Below are 23,536 nucleotides of genomic sequence, written 5' to 3' on the forward strand. Positions count from 1 at the left end.
ATGACGAATATCGAACAGGAACGCTGGTCACGCGTCAAAGGCCGGCTGCGATCGAGTGTCGGCGAAGACGTCTACACCAGCTGGTTTGCGCGCATGGACCTGGAATGCGTGCAGGACGAGAGCGTACGCCTCTCGGTGCCGACGCGCTTCCTCAAGAGCTGGATTCAGGCTCATTATGCCGAGCGCGTGCTGACGTGCTGGCAGGCCGAGATGCCGGAAGTACATCGGGTCGATCTCACCGTGCGCTCGGCGATCCGCGCGACCGCGCCGATCAAGGAAGCGCCGCCTGCGACCGATACGCGCCGCCTTGAGCGCGCCGACGGCCGTGCGATGCCGGAGCTGCGCTCGACCGCGACTGCGCCGGTATCGGCCAATCATGACGCGCTCGGCGGCTCGCCGCTCGACCCGCGCCTGACCTTTGCGAGCTTCGTGGTCGGCCGCTCCAACACGCTGGCGCAGGCGGCCGCGCGCCAGGTCGCGGAGGGACGGCGCGGCGATCCGGTGATGTTCAATCCGCTCTACATCCATGCCGGCGTTGGCCTCGGCAAGACGCATCTGTTGCAGGCCGTCACCTGGGCGGGCAATTCCGGCAGCGAGCGCAAGGTGCTCTACCTCACCGCGGAAAAATTCATGTACGGCTTCGTCGCTGCGCTGAAGACGCAGACCGCGCTCGCCTTCAAGGAAGCGCTGCGCGGCATCGACGTGCTGGTGATCGACGATCTGCAGTTCCTGCAGGGCAAATCGACGCAGGCCGAGTTCTGCCACACGCTGAACGCGCTGATCGATGCCGGCCGCCAGGTGGTGATCGCCGCCGACCGACCGCCGTCGGACCTCGAAAGCCTCGATGATCGCGTCCGTTCGCGACTCGCCGGCGGCCTCGTGGTCGAGATGGGCTCGCTTGGCGAGGAATTGAGACTTGGAATTCTCAGGCACCGCGTCGCAGCGGCGCGCGCCCATCATGCGAGCTTCGACGTGCCGGACGAGGTGCTCGACTATCTCGCACGCACCATCACCCATAACGGCCGCGACCTCGAAGGCGCGATCAACCGGCTTCTGGCGCATTCGAAGCTCAACAACCAGCCGGTGACGCTCGAGATGGCCGAGCGCGAGGTCCGCGACCTGATCCGGCCGCAGGAGCCCAAGCGCATCAAGATCGAGGACATCCAGCGCGTGGTGGCGCGGCAGTACAATGTCAGCCGCTCCGACCTCTTGTCGTCGCGCCGCACCGCCAATGTGGTGCGCCCGCGCCAGGTCGCGATGTATCTGGCGAAGACGCTGACCTTGCGCTCGCTGCCCGAGATCGGCCGGCGCTTCGGCGGGCGCGACCACACCACGGTGCTGCACGCCGTGCGCAAGATCGAGGCGCTGGTCGCCAAGGACACCGCGCTCTCCGAAGAGGTGGAATCGCTGAAGCGACAGCTCCAGGAGTGATCCGCCCGTGATCAGCCAGTGATCCGGCATCCTCCCCGGACCAACGCCGGGGAGAGCCTCTCCTGAAGCAGGCGCCAGCGCCGCGGGCCCGCCTTTCCGCAAGGGGAGGCGGGCCCGTGCCGTCCCGGCCCGGCGTTTTCGGGCCTCAAAACCCGGGAAACCGACCCTGCCTCACTTGAAAGTGGGGCCCAACCGCGCCACCTTGCGGTCCCCCCGCGGGTTTGATCAAATCCACCGATTGATCCGGCTTTCGGGTTCTGGTGTCCCGGTTCTGACATTCGCATCATTTTGTGGAGCCACGCTTGCGAATGTCAGAACCGGGACACTGGCAAATAGAAGATTCTAGTGTGGCTTTGGCTCTGACGTTCCTTTGAAGAGGTTCCGGCAAAACTGAAAGGAACGTCAGAGCCGCCACACTAGTGGCCGCGGCGCCCGTTCGGGCTGCCCGGCTTTTCCATCTCAGGGCATGGTCCCGACAAGGGGACACCGGGTTTCGGAAACCATGCTCCACCAACAATTCGGAGGGCGGGGACGGCTCCTGAAGGGACGTCCTCACGCTCCAGGGATCGGGCGGGTATGCAATGAAGGTTACCGTCGAGCGCGCGCAGCTCCTGAAGTCGCTGGGCCACGTCCACCGCGTGGTGGAGCGGCGCAACACCATTCCGATCCTCGGCAACGTGCTGGTCCGCGCCGAAAGCGCCAAACTATCGCTGAAGGCGACCGACCTCGACCTCGAGGTCACGGAAACGCTGGCCGCGGAGGCCGCGACCGGCGGCTCCACCACCGTGCCGGCGCACATGTTCTACGACATCGTCCGCAAGCTGCCCGACGGCGCGCAGATCATGCTGGAGGGCGACGGCGACCGCTCGGTGCTCGCGATCCGCGCCGGCCGCTCGCGCTTCACGCTGCAGACGCTGCCGGAGAACGATTTTCCGGATCTCGCCGCCGGCGAGATGACGCATTCCTTCACGCTTGCCGCCTCCGACATGAAGCGGCTGCTCGACCGCACCCAGTTTGCGATCTCGACGGAGGAGACCCGCTACTACCTCAACGGCATCTATCTGCATTCCGCCGGCAGCGCCAAGGCGCAGACCCTGCGCGCGGTCGCAACCGACGGCCACAGGCTTGCGCAGGTTGAGCTGCCGCTGCCCAAGGGCGCCGCCGGCATGCCCGGCGTGATCGTGCCGCGCAAGACCGTCGGCGAGGTGCAGCGGCTGATCGAGGACAACGAGGCCGAGATCGGGATCGAGCTGTCGGCCGGCAAGATCCGCTTCACCATCGGCAATGTGGTCCTGACCTCGAAGCTGATCGACGGCACCTTCCCCGACTATGGCCGCGTGATCCCGCAGAACAACGACAAGGAGCTGATCGTCGACAAGAAGGATTTCGAGGCCGCCGTCGACCGCGTCTCGACGATTTCGAGCGAGCGTGGCCGCGCCGTAAAACTTTCGCTGTCCGCCGGCAAGCTGGTGCTGTCGGTGACCAACCCGGATTCCGGCAGCGCGACCGAGGAGCTCGAGGTCGAATACGCCGCCGACCCGCTCGATATCGGCTTCAACTCGCGCTATCTGCTCGACATCGCGGCCCAGATCGAAGGCGAGGTCGCCGTGCTGCGCCTCGCCGATCCCGGCTCGCCGACCCTGGTCGAGGACCGCGACAACAAGAACGCGCTCTACGTCCTGATGCCGATGCGGGTGTGACCGATGCGGGGCTTGACCCTGTAGTTGACCTTCCCCTCTCCCCTCGTCATTGCCGGGCTTGACCCGGCAATCCATCAAACCAGATGACCTACTGGGTGTACATTCTCGCGAGCAAGCCCGGTGGAACGCTCTATGTCGGCGTCACAAACGATCTGGTGCGGCGAGTTCACGAGCACCGGGAAGGCTTGGCCGAGGGTTTCACCTGGCGATATGGCGTCAAAAAGCTCGTTTACTTTGAGCCGCATGATGCCATAGCGACCGCGCTCCAGCGCGAGAAGAACATCAAACATTGGCCACGCGAGTGGAAGATCGACCTGATCATCGCGAACAACCCTGACTGGCAAGATCTGTATCATGAAATTGTCCGCTGACGCGGACGATGGATTGCCGGGTCAAGCCCGGCAATGACAGTGAGACATGACCCCATCCCGCATCCACCGCCTGGCGCTGACGCATTTCCGCAATTACCGCGCGGCCAGCCTCGAGACGCGCAGCGACATGGTGGCGCTGGTCGGGCCCAATGGCGCCGGCAAGACCAATTGCCTGGAGGCGATCTCGTTCCTGTCGCCGGGGCGTGGCCTGCGCCGCGCCACGCTGGAGGACGTCGCCGACAACCAGGGCGATGGTTCCTGGGCGGTCTCCGCCGAGGTCGAGGGCGCGCTCGGGCTTGCCACGCTGGGCACCGGCATCGACCCGCCGCGCGCCGACACCTCGACCGCGCGGCGCTGCCGGATCGACCGCGAACCGGTCGGCTCGGCATCCGCCTTCGGCGATCACCTGCGCATGGTGTGGCTGACGCCTTCGATGGACGGGCTGTTCATGGGCGCAGCGTCCGAGCGGCGGCGCTTCTTCGATCGCCTGGTGCTCGCCATCGACAGCGAGCATTCAAGCCGCATCTCGGCGCTGGAGCGCTCCCTGCGCTCGCGCAACCGTCTGCTCGAGGCGCGCAATTACGACGACCATTGGTGCGACGCGATCGAGCGCGAGACCGCCGAGCTCGCGGTCGCGGTCGCGGCCACCCGCGGCCAGACCGCGGTCAGGCTGGCTGCGATGCTGCGCGCGCGCGGCGCGGCTTCGGCGTTTCCGTCGGCCGAGATCAGCCTCGACGGCTGGATGGAGAACGCGCTGCTCGGCGAGCCCGCAACCGCGGTGGAGGACCGCTACCGGCAGATCCTGCGCGACGGCCGGCCGCGTGACGCGCTGGCCGGCCGCACCCTCGATGGTCCGCATCTGACCGATCTCCAGGTGATCTACGCGCCGAAAAACATGCCGGCGCGCGATGCCTCGACCGGCGAGCAGAAGGCGCTCCTGATCGGGCTCGTGCTGGCGCATGCGACGCTGGTGGCGGAGATGACCGGCATCACGCCGTTGCTGCTGCTCGACGAGGTGGTCGCCCATCTCGATCCCGCAAGGCGCACGGCGCTGTTCGATGAACTGGCCAGGCTCGGCGCGCAGGTTTGGCTGAGCGGCGCGGACCCGGTCGCCTTTGCCGAGCTCGGCGGCGACATCTTCGACGTCGAGGCGGGGCGGATCACCCGGCGCGGCTAAAGCGCGATGGGATTAGGTTGAATCACCATCGCGCTTTAGGTTTTTGATTGCGCATGATCTCCGCGCAAACGCGTTCCGCGTTTTGTCGCGAGGGAAAACCGCTGCACACTTTTCCGGATCATGCTCTAGCGCAAGCCGAAGACCTATTGCGAGGCGCGGATCGCGGGCGCGGCCGCTCCGCCGAGAATCCGGTCGATCACCGCTTGCACCAGGAATTCCGATCCCTTCTCGGTCAGGTGTACCTGATCGCTGGCGGAGAGATCGCTGGCTCTGTCGCCAAGCCGCGTCAGGCAGCCCTGCGCGTTGCAGAACACGTCCCAGGCCGAAATGAACGTCGCGCCCAGCGGCGCCGCGGCCGCGCGCAATTGCGCCACCGGCAGATCACGCTCGGCGAGATCGGAGCGCGCCGGCATCAGCTGATGATGCAGCATGAAATGGCGCAGCACCTCGTTCGGCAGGCCGCGCTTCCACCACGGCACCGCGCCCAGCACCACGACGCGCGCGCCGCTCCCCTGCAGCGCGGCAAGCGTGTCCGCGACATGGTCGACGTGCTGGCTCCAGGCGCTGTGCAGGAGCACGATATCGGGCTTCATCTGCCCAACCAGCGCCAGCACCTTGTCGTTCATGGCGCGGCAATTCGGATTGCCCTGGATATCGACGTTGAGCAGCGGCGGACAGGCGCTGAGCGTGAACTGCGCGATCCCGAAGGTCCGCGTCGCCTGCGCCTTGCGCAGGCCCGGCATCAGCGCGCCCGCCGTCGAATCGCCCCACACGAAGACCAGCGGGCGGCGGTCGCGGTCGACGCAGTCATCCGCGAACGCGGTCTGGCCGCCGCTGAGCAGGCACTGGCCGACCCGCCATTGCGCCGACTGCTCCTTGACCTCGGCGACGCCGCGGATTTCCGCCGGCAGGCGAAAGTCGAATCCGTCGTTCTGCCTGACGATGAAGCCCACGAGCGCGACCAGCGCCATCACGCGGGCGAGCGCCACAGCCTTGACCCGGCCGGATGAACCGAAGCGGAGCGGGATTTCGACAAAGCGGTAGGTGCCCCAGGCCAGCGCGACACTGAGCGCGACGGCCAGCGCGCGCTCGGCGAGCGTCAGCGGCGCGAACTTGATGATGGCGCCGAACACCAGCAGCGGCCAGTGCCAGAGATAGAGCGGGTAGCTGATCAGGCCGATCCAGATCATCGCGGGATGGGCGAGCAGGCGGCGCGCGCCGGAGGCTTGCGGCGCCGACAGGACCAGCGCGCTGCCGGCGACCGGCAGCACCGCCCACCAGCCCGGGAACGCACTTGTCGTATCGAGCACGGCGGCTGCAACCGCGATCAGCAGGATGCCGATGCCGGCGCGGAGATTGCTCGCAGCCACGGTGTGGCTGAACTGCGCAAAGCCGCAGGCGAGCGCCGCGCCTGCCAGCAGTTCCCAGGCGCGGGTGAAGGGCAGATAGAAGGTCGCGACCGGATTGCTGCCGATCAGCGCCACATTGAGCGCAAAGGACAGAAGCCCGATCACGCAGGCAACCGTCATCAGCCGGACGCGCAGGCGGTGCGCCAGCATCAGAAGCAGCGGCCAGAACAGGTAGAACTGCTCCTCGATGCCGAGCGACCACAGGTGCAGCAGCGGCTTTTTGGCTGATTCGACGTCGAAATAGCCCGATTGCAGCAACAGCGCGATATTGGCCGCGAACGCGGCGCTGGCGAACACGTCGGTGCTCAGCGCCGCATAGGCCGCCGGCAGCATCCAGAACCAGCCGAGCACGAGAACCACGAGCAGGATCACGATCAGCGCCGGAAAGATCCGCCTGATCCGCCTGCCGTAGAAGCCGCCGAGGCTGAACCGCCCGCCCTCGAGCTCGCGGGCGATAATCCCCGTGATCAGGAAGCCCGAGATCACGAAGAAGATGTCGACGCCGATGAAGCCGCCGCGCAAGGCATCCGGGAACGCGTGGAACAGCACCACCAGCGTCACGGCGACGGCGCGCAAACCGTCAATATCGGGCCGATATCGATCTGAGGAAGGAGCCAACACCGACCGGTCCGAAAGGGGCGACAAACTGCTTGCGCCTGTCTAGTGGTCCGATTCTAACATTCGCATCCCGTTTCGGCAGGCTCTTTTGCGAATGTTAGAATCCTAAGGACCACTAGCAACATTATTTGTTCTAGGGGAGCTTTGGCTTTGACGTTCGCATCAAGCAATCGCTGCGGGGGGGTAGCGAACGTCAAATCCGCTCCACTAGTGGTCCGATTCTAACATTCGCATCCCGTTTCGGCAGGCTCTTTTGCGAATGTTAGAATCCAAGGACCACTAGCAACATTATTTGTTCTAGGGGAGCTTTGGATTTGACGTTCGCATCAAGGAATCGCGGCGGAATGGGTAGCGAACGTCAAATCCGCTCCACTAGCAGGTCTCGCGCAATCCGCGACGACCGCGCGGCAGAGAGCGGTGTTCCCGAGGCCGGATTCGCGCTCGAATCAGGCTTTTTCGACAGCCAGGAATCGGCCTCGAACGGCCTTGCAAAACAGTCGAAAATCCCCATTTATTCAATAGCTTGCTGCGAGCGACTTTGCGCTAGGCGCAATACGCCTTTCGTGGCACAAATGGCGCGATCAGCGCCCCACCCCGCGCCGCTGATTCGGGACATCCTGAAGGCCTCACATGACAGAACCTGCCCGGCAAACCATCGCCGAGACCGAGCATTCCATTCCGGCTGAGTACGGCGCGGAATCCATCCGCGTGCTGAAGGGCCTCGATGCCGTGCGCAAGCGGCCGGGCATGTATATCGGCGACACCGACGACGGCTCCGGCCTGCATCACATGGTCTACGAGGTCGTCGACAACGCCATCGACGAGGCGCTGGCCGGCCATGCCACCCGTGTCGAGGTCGTCCTCAACCCCGACAATTCCGTCACCGTGCGCGACGACGGCCGCGGCATCCCGGTCGACATCCACAAGGGCGAGGGCATCTCGGCGGCCGAGGTCATCATGACCCAGCTCCACGCCGGCGGAAAGTTCGACCAGAACTCCTACAAGGTGTCGGGCGGCCTGCACGGCGTCGGCGTCTCCGTGGTCAACGCGCTGTCCAGCAAGCTGCAACTGAGGGTCTGGCGCGACGGCAAGGAGCATTTCGTCGAGTTCGCCCATGGCGATGCGGTGGCGCCGCTGAAGGTGGTCGGGGAAGCCAAGGGCAAGCGCGGCACCGAGGTGAGCTTCCTCGCCTCCAGCGAGACCTTCAAGAACATCGAATATGATTTCGCCACGCTCGAGCATCGCCTGCGCGAGCTCGCCTTCCTCAACTCCGGCGTCAACATCTTGCTCTCGGACATGCGCCACGCGGTCGAGAAGCGCGAGGAGATGCATTACTCCGGCGGCGTCGAGGAGTTCGTCAAATATCTCGACCGCAACAAGAAGGCGATCGTGCCCGCGCCGATCATGGTGCGCTCGGAGGCGAACGGCATCGGCGTCGAGGCGGCGCTGTGGTGGAACGACAGCTACCACGAGAACGTGCTCTGCTTCACCAACAACATCCCGCAGCGCGACGGCGGCACGCATCTGGCCGGCTTCCGCGGCGCGCTGACGCGACAGGTCAACGGCTACGCCGACGCCAATGCGAAAAAGGAAAAGATCGCGCTCACCGGCGACGATTGCCGCGAGGGGCTGACCGCGGTGCTGTCGGTCAAGGTGCCCGACCCGAAGTTTTCGTCGCAGACCAAGGACAAGCTGGTCTCCTCCGAAGTGCGGCCCGTGGTCGAGAACGTGATCAACGAGGCGCTCGCCGCCTGGTTCGAGGAGCATCCGAGCGAGGCCAAGGTGATCGTCGGCAAGGTGATCCAGGCCGCCGCCGCGCGCGAAGCCGCGCGCAAGGCGCGCGAATTGACCCGCAAGAATCCGCTCAGCGTCTCTTCCCTCCCCGGCAAGCTCGCCGACTGCCAGGAGAAGGACCCGGCGAAGTCCGAGCTCTTCATCGTCGAGGGCGATTCCGCAGGCGGCAGCGCCAAGCAGGGCCGCAACCGCGAGTTCCAGGCGGTGCTCCCGCTGCGCGGCAAGATCCTCAATGTCGAGCGCGTGCGCACCGACAAGATGCTGTCAAGCGAGCAGATCGGCACGCTGATCACCGCGCTCGGCACCGGGATCAGCGACGATTTCTCGATCGACAAGCTGCGCTATCACAAGATCATCCTGATGACCGACGCCGACGTCGACGGCGCCCATATCCGCACGCTGCTGCTCACCTTCTTCTACCGGCAGATGCGCGAGATCATCGACTCTGGCTACCTCTATATCGCCCAGCCGCCGCTCTACAAGGTGACGCGCGGCAAGTCCGAGCAGTACCTGAAGGACGAGCGTGCGCTGGAAGACTATCTGATCGCGACCGGGCTCGACGATTGCGTGTTCAAGCCGGCGAGCGGCGGCGACCGCTCCGGGCGCGACCTGCTCTCGCTGGTCGAGGATGCGCGGGTGATCCGCAGCGTGCTGCGCAATCTGCACAGCCGCTACAATCGCAAGGTGGTCGAGCAGGCCGCGATCGCGGGCGTGCTGCGCCACGAGATCGTCGGCGACCCGGAAAAGGCCACCGCCGCCGCAGGCTACATCGCCAAGCGCCTCGATGCGCTGGCCGACGAGGTCGAGCGCGGCTGGACCGGCCGCTTCGTCGAGGGCGAAGGCTTCTTCTTCGAGCGCACGGTGCGCGGCGTCAAGGACGTCGCGATCCTCGATGAGGCGCTGCTGGGCTCGGCCGACGCGCGCAAGCTCGACGATTACGCACCGCGGCTGCAGGAGGCGTATGCCAGGACCGGCCTGCTCCGCCGCAAGGATGTCGAGACGCCGATCCACGGTCCGGTCGACCTGTTCGAGGCGGTGACCGATGCGGGGCGCAAGGGCGTCAGCCTGCAGCGCTACAAAGGTCTCGGCGAGATGAACCCGGAGCAGCTCTGGGAGACCACGCTCAACATCGATGTGCGGTCGCTGCTGCAGGTGAAGGTCAAGGAGGTCGACGAGGCCGACGACATCTTCACCAAGCTGATGGGCGATGTGGTCGAGCCGCGCCGCGAGTTCATCCAGGACAACTCGCTGTCCGCCAACGTCGACGTGTAACGAAAAGCCTGCGCGACGCTGCGCCGCAGCCTGCGGCGCACCCCGGAAAAGCCGGGCTCGTCGCGCATCGGGCATTTGTGCAGCGTTTCAGCTCGGGGGCATGATGCCGGCCGCAACGGAGGCGGGACAGCGGGACGAACGAGGCGGTTCGCCGCTCGAGGTCCTGCTCGTCTTTCTGAAGCTCGGGCTCAGCTCGTTCGGCGGCCCGATCGCGCATCTCGGCTATTTCCGCAATGAGTTCGTGGTTCGTCGCAAATGGCTCGACGAGCAGGCCTATGCCGACCTCGTCGCGCTGTGCCAGTTCCTGCCGGGGCCTGCCAGCAGCCAGGTCGGATTTTCGCTCGGCCTGATGCGCGCCGGCTATCCCGGCGGGCTTGCGGCATGGACCGGCTTCACGCTGCCTTCCGCCATTGCGCTGGTGCTGTTTGCCTATGGCGCCAGCGCGCTGACGGGGCCTGCGGGCGCGGGACTGCTGCACGGGCTGAAGCTCGTGGCCGTCGCGATCGTCGCGCAGGCGGTCTGGGGCATGGCGCGCAGCCTGTGCCCGGACCGCGAGCGCGCCTCGATCGCCGCGGTGGCGGCACTCATCATCCTGTTCAGCGGCTCGTCCATCGCACAACTCGGCGCCATCGCGCTCGGCGCGGCCGCCGGCTTCTTGCTGTGCCGCCAGGCGCCGGCCGCCTCATCGAGCCATGTCGCGATGCCGGTGTCGCGCACGGCGGGATTCGTTGCGCTGGCCGCGTTCTTCGTGCTGCTCCTGGGCCTGCCTTTGCTCCAGGGTGTGACGGCCTCCCCTCCGCTGACCGTGTTCGACGCCTTCTACCGCTCCGGCGCGCTCGTCTTCGGCGGCGGCCACGTGGTCCTGCCGCTGCTGCGCGAGGCCTTCGTGACGCCGGGCTGGGTGAGCGACGATGCGTTCCTCGCCGGCTACGGCGCGGCGCAGGCGGTGCCGGGCCCGCTCTTCACCTTCGCCGCCTATCTCGGCACCGTCGCAAGCGCGGCGCCGCATGGGATCGCCGGCGCCGCACTCGGTCTTGTCGGCATTTTCCTGCCCGGCATCCTCATCCTGCTCGGAACGCTGCCGTTCTGGGACAGCTTTCGCCAGCGGGCCAGCGCGCAGGCGACGATGCGCGGCGTCAATGCCGCCGTGGTCGGGCTGCTGGGTGCGGCGCTCTACAATCCGGTCTGGACCAGCTCTGTGCAGTCGCCGCAGGATTTCGCCATCGCGCTGGTCGGCTTCGTCCTGCTGACGGCGTGGCGCGCCCCGCCACTTGTCGTCGTCATCGTCAGCGCCCTCGGCGGGATGGCGCTCGCGATGGTGAAATGAGCGTCGTCATGCGTGCATGTGCGTTATGTGATACGGTGCCGCGATCAGGCATGGATCGCGTTGCGGGACTTCGAGAAAATGACTGAACAAAAGGCTTCCCGCGCGCTGCGCGCCCCCATTCAGTACATCGTCGAGGGCGGTCACCGGCTCGGCGGCGCGATCGAGCCCTCCGGCAACAAGAATTCGGCGCTGCCGATCATCGCCGCGGCGCTTCTGACCGACCAGCCGGTGACGCTCGAGAACGTGCCGCGGATCCGCGACACCGAGACGCTGGTCGAGCTGGCGCGCTCGGTGGGTGCCGCGGCCGAATGGCGCGGCCGCAACACGCTCCATATCCACGCGAAGGAAATCCGCGCCGCCGACCTCGATCCCGATCTGTGCGCGCGCATCCGCGCCTCGATCCTGCTCGCCGGTCCCCTGCTCGCCCGCTGCGGCGAGGTGGCGCTGCCGCCGCCCGGCGGCGACGTGATCGGCCGGCGCCGGCTCGACACCCATTTCCTCGCCTTCGAGCAATTGGGCGCCACCGTCACCGCGACCGACCGGCTTGAATTCCGCTGCACGAAGCTGACGGGCGTCGACGTCTTCCTCGACGAGCCGAGCGTGACTGCAACCGAGAATGCGCTGATCGCGGCGGTCGCGGCCAGCGGCACGACCTATTTGCGCAATGCCGCTTCCGAGCCGCATGTGCAGGACCTGGCGCATTTCCTCTGCAAGCTCGGCGCCACCATCGAGGGCATCGGCACCAACACCATGATCGTGCAGGGCGGCGCGTCGCTTGGCGGCACGACCTACGCGATCCAGCCCGACCATATCGAGGTGGGCTCGCTGATCGGACTTGCCGCGGTGACGCGCTCGCCGTTGCGCATCATGCGCGCCGGCGTCGAGCATCTGCGCTCGATCCGCATGGGCTTCGAGCGGCTCGGCATCGTCTGCGAGGTCAAGGGCGACGATCTGATCGTGCCGTCCGACCAGACCATGAAGATCAAGGACGATTTCGGCGGCCATGTGCCGAAGCTGGAGGACCAGCCCTGGCCGGCTTTCCCGGCCGACCTGATGTCGATCGCGATCGTCACCGCCACGCAATGCGATGGCGTGATCCTGATGTTCGAGAAGATGTTCGAATCGCGGATGTTCTTCGTCGACAAGCTGATCGCGATGGGCGGCCGCATCGTGCTGTGCGACCCGCATCGCGCGATTGTCGCAGGCCCCAGCCGCCTGCGCGGCGCGCCGATGACCTCGCCCGACATCCGCGCCGGCATGGCGATGCTGCTCGCAGCCGTGTGCGCCGAGGGCACCTCGACCATCAACAATGCCGACCAGATCGAACGCGGCTATGAGCGCATCGAGGAACGGCTCAACGCGCTCGGCGCCAGGATCACGCGCGTGCCGGAGCGGGGACGGTAGTCACTGGGCACACTCAAGCACGCATGCCGATCGCAGGCCGGATCGGCTTGGTTCGACCTGAGGCAGCGGAACCCGTTGACCTCTCCCACGCGCCAAACTTGGACAGCCTGTATGGTGCGAAATATTCAAGACGATGACGGATATCGACATGCAGCACGTGCCTCATCGCGGTTCCATGCCCGCTCCGATCCCGGGCTCCCTGAAGTTTGCTGGCGAGTGCTATCGATTGAGCAATGTTCCGCTGCAATATCATTAGTCCCGAACGACTGATGTGTTAGTTTCTGACAAATAAGTCAGTTTTGGTGCTGGCGCATCGTGGTAGCTTTCGCCGAGCGTGGCGTACCTAAGATCGCTGGACGAGGCCGGCAAAGAAAGCGGACAGCCCAGGAATATTCCATACCTTCCGGTGTTTCGTTGGCAGCGATCGGGCCCCACCGCCTGGACGGCGATGGGCAATGCGCGCGTTAGAGCGTTGGCCAATACGCTCTACGGAGTATCTCCAAACAACTATGTCCAATGCAACATAGCCTTGAAGGGGAGTGCAGCGATGAAGCACATGTTAGCCTCTCTCTCAATCGGCGCCTGCCTGCTGCTTTCGTCAGCGGGCATAGTGTTGGGCGCCGGTCCGCCTTCCAAACCTGCCCAAAATCCCACAACAGGACAGCACGGCTCCAATCACGGCTTTAGCTGCACCAATACGGGTGCAGGTATCAACACGCCGGGGGCTGCTGTTACAGCGGCCGGGTCGCCGTTCAATCCAAGTGGGCAGGCAGGCAACGTCTACGCCGGAAATCCGGGCACAGCATCGGCAGCGAACGCAAATTCGACGGCCGCGGTTTCCCAGTACGACGTCGCTTGCTCGCACATGCCGTAGCCTTGGAGAGCGCGGGGCTTGATTACGCCCACCGAGAGTGACGCCACGCTACAAAGCGTAGTCAATGCTCCGTGCAGGGGTACGAGAGGGGGTGACACCCCATGCGATTCGCTGCGACGGCCATTCTGCTGAGCACGCTGGCCGCGGTTCTTGGCTACACATACAGCCAGGGAAGTTCTCCCGGGGCCTTCCTCACCGCCCCGGTCGAACGCGGCAGCATCTCGACTTCGGTGAAGGCCAGCGGCACCGTCGAGGCGGTCGTAAGCGTCGATGTCAGTTCACAACTGTCAGGGCGAATCGCGGAAGTGTTCGTTAATTTCAACGAAACCGTAGCGGCTGGGCAGCCGATTGCGCAAATCGACCAGGAGATCTTTGCTGCCCGCGTCAAGGAAGCGAGAGCGGCCCTGAGAGTGGCGAGAGCGACTGCCCAGGTGCAAAAGGCAGCGCTGGAGCGGGCGAAGGTCGCGGTCGCGAATGCGCAGACGGCCAAAAAACTGGCGGAGGAGCAATCGGCTGCGAACAAGGCCCGGCAGGATGAGGTCGAGAGGGATTTCCTGCGAAAGGTGGCATTGGCGCGTACCGGAGCCGGAACCGAGCGCGACGTAACCCAGATGCGAGCCCTGCGCGATGCGGGAGCTGCCGACCTGCGCGCCTCTCTGGACCAGATCCAGATGAAGACCGAGGCCATTGCGATCGCGGAAGCAGAACGGCTAATGGCCGAGGCCAATCTCGAGAATGCACAAGCTGTTGTCGAGCAGAGGCAGGCGGCTCTCGATCAGGCGGAGGTTGACCTCGATCGTACTGTGCTCCGCGCGCCAATCGACGGGATCATCATCAAACGGGATGTCAATCCAGGGCAAACGGTTGCCGTGAGCCTCGAAGCCAAGACATTGTTCAAGATCGCGAATGATCTGCGTGAAATGGAGGTCCATGGCAAGATTGACGAGGCCGATGTCGGGCAGTTGAAAGTGGGCCAGATGGCCAGGTTCACAGTGGACGCTTATCCTGACCGAATCTTCAGTGGACGGGTTCTACAGATCCGCAAGTCTCCCGAGGTCGTGCAGAACGTCGTCACCTATACGACAATCGTTTCCGCACCAAATCCGGACCTCCTGCTGCTGCCGGGAATGACTGCCCAGCTTCGGATTCTGGTGAGTGATACTGGCGGAATCCTCAAAATTCCGACCCAGGCGCTGCGCTTCCGGCCAGGCGATTCCGGTCCTGCGGCTGGTAACCAGAGTGCGAGCCAAGCGGACTCCTCCAAGCCATCCACGACAGTATGGCTCGTCGGCGACGGCGGGCGCCCGAGATCGGTTGCAGTGAGACTCGGTGTCAGCGACGACAACAGCACAGAGCTGCTGGAGGGCGCGCTTGCGGAGGGCGAGCCACTGATCGTCGGGATTGCCAACTCCCAAGAGCAAAGGGGTTATTTTGGCGTTCGCCTTGGATTTTGAGATTGGATTCCAAGATGCAGCCGCTGCTCTGTACTGCCGGAATTTCCAAACACTATCCCTCCGGGGGAACGATCGTTCGTGCGGTATCAAACGTTTCACTCTCGATCGAGCGCGGCGAGTTTGTTGCAATTCGTGGCCGCTCGGGTTCGGGAAAGTCAACCTTGATGAACCTTTTGGGCCTCTTGGATCGGCCGGATTCCGGCGAGTATGCGCTAGAGGGTCGAGAAGTTGCAAAGCTGAGCGAGGACAGGCGCGCGGCCATCAGGAGCCACGACATCGGCTTTATATTCCAACTGCCGGCCCTGCTGCCGCGGGCGACCGCGCTGGAAAACGTCGAGCTTCCGCTTGTTTACGCTGGCGTTCCTCCCTCCAAACGACGTCGTGCAGCCAAGGACGCGCTTGACCGCGTGGGCCTGACCGACCGCGGTCATCATTGGCCAAATCAACTCTCGGGAGGAGAGCAGCAGCGGGTTGTGATCGCGCGCGCGACGGTGAACGATCCTGCTCTGATTCTCGCCGACGAACCGACCGGGTCACTGGATAGTACCACCGGCGACGAGATTCTGTCGCTGTTTACGACTCTTCATCGCGATGGTCACACGGTCATCGTGGTCACGCATGCCACCGAGGTCGCGGATCGTGCGCGGCGACAGATCACCCTGCACGACGGACGAATCGTCAGTGACTCGGTGGCATCGCGCAACAACCTGCTTCTGAACCCCCTCGCCCCGGATTCCTCCTCATGAGTCCTCTGGAGAGCTTGCGAATCGCCACGCGGGCGCTCCGCGTCAACAAATTGCGAAGCGCCTTGACCGTGCTTGGGATCGTCGTTGGCGTAGGGGCTGTAGTCTGCATGGTATCGGTGGGAGCCGGCGCACAAGCGGAAGTTTCCGAGAAGATCCGCACGCTTGGAGCCAACCTCCTGCTCGTCATGCCCGGCGCCAGAAATTCCGGCGGAGCAAGACTTGAATCAGGAACACAGCCCACGCTGACGGAAGAGGACGCCGCTTCAATTCGCCGCGAACTGGTGGACGTGCAGGTCGCAGCTCCGCTGTTGTCGCGTTCCATTCCGCTCGTGGCCGCCAACAAGAACTGGGTGACGGTAGTGGCCGGAATCAATGCCGATTATCTGGTGGCTCGCGAATGGCAGGTTGCCAGTGGCCGATCCTTTACGAGCGACGAGATCGCATCCGGAGCCAAAGTTGCCATCGTCGGATCGGTGATCGTCGAGGAGCTTTTCAATGGGCACGCGGGACCGGGAGAGACGTTTCGGATTGGCAACGTCCCCTTCACCGTGATTGGCGTGCTGGACAAAAAGGGGTTGGGCGCAGTTGGCCGCAGCCAGGACGACGTCGTGTTCATCCCGCTGTCAGCTGCGAAAAGCCGGGTGCTGGGCGCTGTGCGCGGCACAACGCGCGAAGCATTGGATTTCATATCGATCAAAGTATCGGACGCAACTGCGATGCCGGAGATCGAACGGCTGATTGAGGCGCTGCTTCGGCAGCGGCACCGCATTCGCGCCGAGGCCCCCAGTGATTTCAGGATCGAGAATCCAGCGGATATACTGTTTGCACGAGGCGCCGCCGTGCGGCTCCTCGGCAGTCTGTTGATCGCGGTGGCAGCGGTTTCGCTGGTCGTTGGCGGCATTAGCATCATGAACATCATGCTGGTTTCGGTGACCGAGCGTACCCGCGAAATCGGTTTGCGTATGGCGGTCGGGGCCAGCCGCCGCGATATCCGATGGCAATTCCTGATCGAAGCCTTGATCTTGGCGCTGATGGGAGGGCTTGTAGGTGCGGTGTCGGGAGCCGCCGCTGCAGTCGCAATCGCGTGGAAAGCTGGTTGGCCTATCCTGATCAGTCCCTGGGCAATCGTCCTGGCTTGCGGATTTGCGGGGTTCATCGGAATTTCGTTTGGCCTCTATCCTGCCCATCGCGCCGCGCGGCTTGATCCAATTGTGGCGCTGCGCTTCGAATAGGCGATGAGCTGAAATTGGATTTTAGCTTCCCTGCGCAATGGAATTTCGCGGCGATGAAATGCCTGTGGCCGTGAGCCTGTATGCTAAACCTCCATTATTCCAGCGCTGGACTGACGCGGTCTACCTGAACCGAAGGCAAAGGCACGCGGACTATTGCGTCTTGTATTGCCGGTTTTGACCCGAAGCGGACATGACATGCCGGCCGCCTGACCTCTGGCTCGGCGCGATTGCCTGTGCTGTGATGCTGGCGTTGAACAGGCGGCGAGGCGGCAGGGCTGATGACGCGACGGACATTCTTGCAGGCAAGCCGGCGGCACGGGCGCCGCGCTTCTGCAAGGCTACATCAATGGTTCCATGCTGCCGAGGGGGTGAGCATGCCACCTCCCGGCGCGGACGGACTCGAATAATAGCGATACCCACCGTGGAAGTAGAAGTGGCCGTGTCTGTGGTGCCGCGCAGATGCGGGTGTGCTCGCAAGCATAGCCGCGGACGCGAGTACTAGAAGAGTAAGTTTCCATGTCATGACTGAGGTTCCTCTGCGCTGACATCGGAGGACATAATCGATCAGAGCGCTGCGTGTTCCAAACGACGCAGCCGCAGAATGCTGGATGCGCCAGGCGTGGCTTGGTCCCTATCCGGCCCGCGTGCCCGGCGGTCCGGCCAACCCGCTGGGCGTGCGGGAGCCGATGCCGAAAAAAATGTCCAGGGCGCAAAGCCCGGCGATCTGCCGCGCTGGCGCGCGGCAGATTCGCCGAAGCGATGGTGTGCGCTGCGCTCAAATTGGCTCAGAATCACCTGCGCGGAAAATCGAAATTCGTGAGGCGATTCAGGCTGATTTGGGTCGTCCAGTCGTGCCGCGAAAAATATTCCGCTTGTTGCGTCGGGCAAATCAGTGGCTCCAATCGGCGCGTCCCGCCTCCATCAAGAGGGGCGTATCGCGATCGTCACGGACGTAGGAAGCGGGATGCGATGGACGCGAGCGGCGCAACAGACGAATGACGCTGCGCGCGGACGGCGAAGTCGTGTGGTCCTGGCATCCCGACGCTGATGCCAAGCCTCGCGGAGGATGATCCGCAAGGCGACGGAGGCAAGAAAGCCCGGTCTCCGGGGAGAGCACGAAGGAAACCGTTAAAACCATCGCGCAGGGAATGCCGGTGATTGCGGCGATACCTGTGGTGACTAACTCGTGTGCTTTTTTCTTTTGCACGCGAGGCTGCGGGTGCGCCAAAGCATCCGGCATTCCCTGCGCCCTCTCTATCTGGAGGACGTGACGCAGCAAGACTCGGGCGCGGTGGGCGCCGCGGGCAGGTGGAAACGTGTCTGTGACGATCAGTCGCTAGGCCGATGCATACCTGGCTTGATCTCCTTGCGACCGCGGCATTGCTGCCACCATCTTTTGGGCTCGCGCCCGTGATATTGCTGACAAATGACGTCACTCGACAAGGCAGAGCGCGGACAGGCCGCGCGCGAAATCAGCGGCCGCCTCGCATCCGAGCTCACCGAGACCGCAAGGCTCGCGGCACCGATCGCGCTGACTCAACTCGGGCAGATCGCGATGATGACGACCGATCTCGCCTTCATCGGCCGCTTCGGCGACGAGGCGGTGGCCGCCGCCGCGCTGGCCGGCACGGTCTACTTCGTCAGCTTCACCGTCGGCATGGGCCTGATGTCCGCCGTCGCGCCGCTCGCAGCCCAAGCGTTCGGCGCGCGCGACCCGCGGCAGGTCAGGCGGGCGCTGCGCACCGGCTTCTGGGCCGCGCTGCTGGTCACGCTGCCGATCATGATGTTCCCGCTGCGCGGCGAAGCAATCCTGCTGGCGCTGGGACAGGCGCCGGGCCCTGCGCATCTGGCGCAAACCTATCTGTTCGGGCTTGCCTGGGGCATCCTGCCGGCACTCTGGTTCATCGCCATCCGCGGCTTCATGAGCGCGATCAACCGGCCCGAGCCGGTTCTCTGGATCACGCTCGCCGCGATCCCCGCCAACGCAGGCCTCGTCTATCTCCTGATGTATGGCAAGCTCGGCCTGCCGCGGCTCGAAATGTTCGGCGTCGGGCTTGCCACCACGCTTGTCAATTTCGGCACGTTCGTCGCCGGCCTGTGCTTCGTCACGCTGCGCCGGCCGTTCCGCAAATACCAGGTGCTCGGGCGCGTCTGGCGCGTCGACTGGGCCCTGCTCGGCAAGCTCGTCGTGATCGGCGCGCCGATCGCGATGTCGTTCCTGATGGAGTACGGGCTGTTTTCGGCCGCGGCGCTCCTGATGGGCCGGATCAGCACGGCGGCGCTCGCGGCCCATCAGGTGGCCCTTCAGGTCACGGCGATCCTGTTCATGGTGCCGTTCGGCATCAGCCTTGCCGCCACGGTGCGGGTCGGACAGGCGGTCGGCCGCCACGATGCCGACGGCGTGTGGCACGCCGGCATGGCGGCGCTGTGGCTCGGCATCGCGCTTGCCGTGGCGCTGACGCTGGCCGTGATGCTCGGCCGTTTCGCGATCGCGACGCTGTTCTTCGGCGAGGCCGCGGACGGCGCCGTCGCGCTCACCGCGACGCTGTTGCTGGTCGGCGCCACCTTCTTCGTCACCGACGGCATCCAGACCATCGTGGTCGGCGCGCTCCGCGGCATGAACGACACCCGCGTGCCGCTGCTGTTTGCCGCGGTCGGCTATTGGGTGATCGGCTTTTCGCTTGCCTATTATCTCGGTCTTTGGACCTCGCTCGGCGCGATCGGGGTCTGGATCGGGCTGTCCTGCGGCACCGCGGTCTACGCCGTGCTGCTGATCCTGCGCTTCCGGCGCCTCTCCGGGCGGCTGCCATGACGGTGCGCGAGGCGACGCCCCCGGCCGACACCGCCGCGCTGCTGGCAGGCGCGCAGTTCGCCGATGCGTTCAGCCTCGACATCGGCGGGCCGGCGCTGTCCGCTCGCCAGGCCGCCGAGCGGATATTGGCGCGCCCGCCGCGCTGGACCCGGACGCTGCTGGCGTTGCGCAACCTCCTGGTCACGCCGTTCGGCCTGAAGACCTCGGGCGCGCGGCAAGGCGCGCAACATGACATGATCGGCGTATTTCCTGTCGTCGCCGAAAGCGCCGATCGGCTGGTCGCCGGCTTCAACGACCGGCATCTTGATTTCCGCGTGGTCGTCGACGTTGCGCGGTCGCCCGATGCCCAGAAGGTGACCGCGACGACGCTGGTGCTGACCCATAACCGGCTCGGTCGATCCTATCTTGCGGTCGTCCGGCCGTTCCATCGCAGAATCGTGCCGGCCATGCTCCGGCAGGTCACGGCCCCTCAATGAAGCCGGACAATCCGTGGACGCTGCGCTCCGTCCGTGATTTGCTGGCCATGCCTTGCTTGCGTCCAGCTGTTTTCGCCGCGCGGGATTAGTCCGATGACGCTGTCGGTCGACCTCTACTTCTCCTTCCGCAGCCCCTATTCCTATCTGGCGCTGCCGAAAACCATGAACATGGTCGCGACATATGATGTCGCCGTGAACCTCAAGCCGGTCTATCCGCTGGCGGTGCGCGTGCCCGATTTCTTCAAGAAGACCAATCCGCAATTCGCCCGCTATGTCGTGCTCGATTCCAGCCGCGTCGCCAGGTTCGAGGACATCCCGTTCCGCTTTCCGCGCCCCGACCCGATCGTGCAGGACATGACGACGCTCGAGGTCGCGAAGCATCAGCCCTACATCCACCGCCTGACCCGCCTCGGCGCGCTGGCGCAGACCCAAGGCCGATCGCTCGCCTTCGTCGGCGCAATCGCACCCGTCTTGTGGGACGGCAGCGTGTCAGGCTGGAACGAGGGCGATCATCTGGCGCGCGCTGCGGAAAAAGCCGGCTTCGATCTCGCCACGATGGATGCCGCGATCAGCGCCGAGCCCGACCGTTACGAGGCTGTGATCGCCGAGAACGAAAAGGCCCACGCAGCGTCAGGCCATTGGGGCGTGCCGACCTTCGTGTTCGAGAAGGAGCCCTTCTTCGGCCAGGACCGCATCGAGCTTCTGATCTGGCGCATGAAAAGCAAGGGGCTGGCCAGCCGCTAGTGCGCGATGTCGAGAGAAGACCAATATCCTCCCCGCCATCCAGGCGCGCGGCAGGCTTTTTCCGGATCAGGCGCGGGCGTCGTCTTTTGCCGGAAGCGGCACTGCGCACCATTCGGTGAGGCAACGCTTCAGGTCGTTCAGATTTTGTCGCATCTGCTCCAGCGCGAAACCCAGCGCGAAAAATCGCTCGGCCGCATCGCCGGGCAGGTCACGGGTCAGGCCCTCGCTGCGCAGCGCAGCGACTTCGGCAGCATAGGCCTGCAGCGCGAGGTCTACCGGCTCGGTCGCCGGAGAGCCGACACCGGCCCGCAACACCGCGGCGACCGCGCGCAGATGGGTGACGATCGCCTCGCTGATCTCGGCCAGCGGCGCCGCCAGCCGCGCCTGCAAATGGGGCGGCAACGGGAGCGCGCTGGCGCGCCCGATCATGACGACATCGTGGCGCAGCCGCAAAATCGTCCGCAGCAGCGGACCGGTATCCGGGCCGGACGACAGATGCGCCGCGCGCTCGCGCTCCGCTTCCGCGCCGGTCGCGTTGAGGTCGACCAGCGCCGAACCGATGCCGTCCTGCAGCCGATGCAGGGCGTCATTGTCGCGCCCGCGCGTCAGGCCCGCCAGCAATTCGGCGAAAGCCGCGGCGATCAGCCCGAGCGCGCGCGCCGCATTGATCCGGAGCTGGCCGTGCGCGCGCGACGGCAGCACGAAGAAGGACACCAGGAGCCCGGTAAGCGCGCCGACCATGACCTCGAAGACGCGATCGATCGCGGAAGCGAGCGGATCGACGTGGCTCATCGTCGGAACCAGCAGCACGATCACGGCGGTCACGGTGGCTGCGCTCAGGCTGGGATTTTTGGCAGCGATGAACGCCAGCGGCGCAACCGCCAGCACCAGCAATCCAAGCAGCGCGGCCTCGCTGGAATGCGGAATCAGCACCGCGATGGCGCCGCCATAGATCGCCCCGCCCACCGTCCCGAACATGTAGTCGCGGGTTGCCTTCAGCGAGCGGCCGACGCTCATCTGGGTCACGATGAGCGATGTCAGCACCGCCCACAGCGGCAACCGCAGATGCAATGCGGTGGCGACCGCGAACGCGATCGCGGCGGCCACGGTGACCCGGGCCGCCAGGGCCAGCTGCGCCTTGTGAGGCCTCAGGTAGCGGAACAGGCGTTTCACGAAGACGATCATGCGCAGCGCTTCTTGGGATTGATGCCGACGGCCCTTTATAGACGACATTGGACATGGCTGCTGCCCGGTGTCGGCAGCCGGCTTGAAAGCCTAAATCAGGCCCCATACCCTGTGCCGTAACGCGAGGAAATCCCGATGGCCCGTGAAACCGAAACGCTCGCCGGCTACGTCGCCGATCTCCGCTGTGACGACATCCCGCCGGAGGTGCTGGAACGCGCGAAAGCCCTGACGCTCGATTTCCTCGGCAGCGCGATCCGGGCCCGGCGCGATGCGGAATCGACGCCGTCGCTGCTCAAGATGCTGGAGCAGCTCGCGCTCGACACCAAAGGCCAATCCACCGTGTTCGGCGACGACAGGACCTGGACGCCCGCGGTCGCGGCGCTACTCAATGGCGCATTCGGCCATTCGCTCGATTTCGACGACACCCATGCCGATTCCTCGCTGCATCCGAGCGCGCCGGTGGTGCCGGCCGCCTTTGCGGTCGGCGAGATGGTCGGCGCTTCCGGGCGCGACGTGCTGACCGCGATTGTTGCGGGCTACGAGGTGTGCTGCCGGCTCGGCAACGCGCTCGATCCGACCTCGCACTACGCCCGCGGTTTCCACCCGACCGCGACCGCCGGCACCTATGGCGCGGCAGCCGCGGCCGGCAAGCTGCTCGGCCTCTCGGAAGCGCAGCTCGTGTCTGCGTTCGGCGTCTCCGGCAGCCAGGCGGCGGGTTCGCTGCAATTCCTGGTCAACGGCGCCTGGAACAAGCGCTACCAGGTCGGCGCCGCCGCCATGAACGGCGTAATCGCGGCCACGCTCGCGCGCAACGATTTCGTCGGCTCGACCGAGGCGGTCGAAGGCAAGCATGGGCTGCTGGTCGGCTATACCGACAACGCCCATCCGGACAAGGCGGTCTCGGGCCTCGGCTCGACCTATGAGACCATGAAGATCGGGATAAAACCCTATCCGAGCTGCCGCTACACCCATGCGGCGCTCGATGCGATCATCGCGATGCGCCGGGAGCACAACCTCACGCCGGACCAGATCACGCGCGTCGAGATCGGCCTGCACCGCAACGGCATCACCCTGACCGGCGATGCCGCCACCAAGCGGCATCCGACGTCGGTTGTCGGCGGCCAGTTCTCGATGTTCTTCACCGGCGCGGTGGCGCTCGACCAGGGCCGCTTCGGCTGGGACGATTATGGCCGGCTCGGCGACGCCGCGATCGACAAGCTCGCCGACAGGTTCGACGTGGTGCAGGACGACCGGCTCGAGGTCGGCCGCAGTCACCCGTTCGGCGCACGCGTGTCGATCACGACTGCCGACGGCGTGCATGAACGGATCTATGCCGACCCTTCCGGCGAGCCGAATTCGTTCCCGGATGCGCAGGCGATGCAGCAGAAATTTTTGACGCTGGCCCGCCCGGTGCTGAATGGCCGGGCCGAGCAGCTTGCGGACGCGATCCTCTCGCTGGAGCGGTTCGACCGCGTCGAGCAGGCGACCCGGCTCGGGCGGCAATAGCAGG

The 23,536-nt window shown here is 65.2% G+C and carries 16 protein-coding genes; 14 read left to right on the forward strand and 2 right to left on the reverse strand.

Going from position 1 to position 23,536, the window contains the following annotated elements:
- The 4 genes from dnaA (at position 1) to recF (ending at position 4,679) form a co-directional block, all read left to right on the forward strand.
- Positions 1-1,431, forward strand: coding sequence for a chromosomal replication initiator protein DnaA (gene dnaA / locus QOU61_RS00005; RefSeq protein WP_289656119.1), 1,431 nt, complete (start codon positions 1-3; stop codon positions 1,429-1,431).
- Positions 1,432-2,012: 581 nt separating this feature from the next.
- Positions 2,013-3,131 (forward strand): DNA polymerase III subunit beta, encoded by a 1,119-nt coding sequence (gene dnaN / locus QOU61_RS00010; protein ID WP_289656120.1) that lies wholly within the window; start codon positions 2,013-2,015, stop codon positions 3,129-3,131.
- 83 nt (positions 3,132-3,214) lie between these two features.
- Positions 3,215-3,502: a GIY-YIG nuclease family protein gene (locus QOU61_RS00015; RefSeq protein ID WP_289656121.1), complete on the forward strand. Its 288-nt coding sequence runs from the start codon at positions 3,215-3,217 to the stop codon at positions 3,500-3,502.
- A 46-nt stretch (positions 3,503-3,548) separates the two neighbouring features.
- Entirely contained in the window at positions 3,549-4,679 is a 1,131-nt protein-coding gene (recF, locus tag QOU61_RS00020; protein ID WP_289656122.1) for a DNA replication/repair protein RecF, read from the forward strand.
- A 143-nt stretch (positions 4,680-4,822) separates the two neighbouring features.
- Here the strand turns inward: recF and QOU61_RS00025 are convergent, their stop codons facing one another.
- On the reverse strand, positions 4,823-6,664 hold the full coding sequence (locus tag QOU61_RS00025) for an acyltransferase family protein (protein ID WP_289656123.1): 1,842 nt from the start codon (positions 6,662-6,664) through the stop codon (positions 4,823-4,825).
- 672 nt (positions 6,665-7,336) lie between these two features.
- Here QOU61_RS00025 and gyrB point away from each other — a divergent pair.
- From gyrB to QOU61_RS00070, 9 genes are all read left to right on the forward strand, one after another.
- The gene (gene gyrB / locus QOU61_RS00030) at positions 7,337-9,772 is read left to right on the forward strand and encodes a DNA topoisomerase (ATP-hydrolyzing) subunit B (RefSeq protein WP_289656124.1); all 2,436 of its coding nucleotides are present in this window, start codon (positions 7,337-7,339) and stop codon (positions 9,770-9,772) included.
- Between the two features lie 100 nt (positions 9,773-9,872).
- Positions 9,873-11,099 (forward strand): chromate efflux transporter, encoded by a 1,227-nt coding sequence (gene chrA, locus QOU61_RS00035; RefSeq protein ID WP_502876865.1) that lies wholly within the window; start codon positions 9,873-9,875, stop codon positions 11,097-11,099.
- 78 nt (positions 11,100-11,177) lie between these two features.
- Positions 11,178-12,503 (forward strand): UDP-N-acetylglucosamine 1-carboxyvinyltransferase, encoded by a 1,326-nt coding sequence (gene murA, locus QOU61_RS00040; RefSeq protein ID WP_289656126.1) that lies wholly within the window; start codon positions 11,178-11,180, stop codon positions 12,501-12,503.
- Positions 12,504-13,478: 975 nt separating this feature from the next.
- Positions 13,479-14,831 carry an efflux RND transporter periplasmic adaptor subunit gene (locus QOU61_RS00045; RefSeq protein ID WP_289656127.1) on the forward strand — a complete coding sequence of 451 codons (1,353 nt, stop codon included), beginning with the start codon at positions 13,479-13,481 and terminating at the stop codon, positions 14,829-14,831.
- A 2-nt stretch (positions 14,832-14,833) separates the two neighbouring features.
- A complete protein-coding gene (locus QOU61_RS00050) occupies positions 14,834-15,577 on the forward strand; it encodes an ABC transporter ATP-binding protein (protein WP_354142499.1) in 744 nt (247 codons plus the stop codon).
- Positions 15,574-16,809: an ABC transporter permease gene (locus QOU61_RS00055; protein WP_289656128.1), complete on the forward strand. Its 1,236-nt coding sequence runs from the start codon at positions 15,574-15,576 to the stop codon at positions 16,807-16,809. Before QOU61_RS00050 ends, QOU61_RS00055 begins: the two co-directional genes overlap by 4 nt.
- A gap of 1,426 nt (positions 16,810-18,235) precedes the next feature.
- Positions 18,236-19,621 (forward strand): MATE family efflux transporter, encoded by a 1,386-nt coding sequence (locus QOU61_RS00060; protein WP_289656129.1) that lies wholly within the window; start codon positions 18,236-18,238, stop codon positions 19,619-19,621.
- Positions 19,618-20,097, forward strand: a complete 480-nt coding sequence (locus tag QOU61_RS00065) for a DUF2867 domain-containing protein (RefSeq protein ID WP_289656130.1) — start codon at positions 19,618-19,620, stop codon at positions 20,095-20,097. The genes QOU61_RS00060 and QOU61_RS00065 overlap by 4 nt, the downstream gene beginning before the upstream one ends.
- Positions 20,098-20,190: 93 nt before the next feature.
- Complete coding sequence (locus QOU61_RS00070) at positions 20,191-20,841, forward strand: 2-hydroxychromene-2-carboxylate isomerase (RefSeq protein ID WP_289656131.1); 651 nt, start codon at positions 20,191-20,193, stop codon at positions 20,839-20,841.
- Positions 20,842-20,907: 66 nt separating this feature from the next.
- Here QOU61_RS00070 and QOU61_RS00075 read toward each other — a convergent pair whose 3' ends face one another.
- Entirely contained in the window at positions 20,908-22,026 is a 1,119-nt protein-coding gene (locus QOU61_RS00075) for an FUSC family protein (RefSeq protein WP_502876866.1), read from the reverse strand.
- A gap of 135 nt (positions 22,027-22,161) precedes the next feature.
- Here QOU61_RS00075 and QOU61_RS00080 point away from each other — a divergent pair, with 135 nt between their 5' ends.
- Entirely contained in the window at positions 22,162-23,532 is a 1,371-nt protein-coding gene (locus QOU61_RS00080) for an MmgE/PrpD family protein (protein WP_289656132.1), read from the forward strand.
- The last annotated feature ends 4 nt before the right edge of the window (positions 23,533-23,536 follow it).

The sequence above is a fragment of the Bradyrhizobium sp. NP1 genome (genome assembly GCF_030378205.1).
Lineage (GTDB): Bacteria > Pseudomonadota > Alphaproteobacteria > Rhizobiales > Xanthobacteraceae > Bradyrhizobium.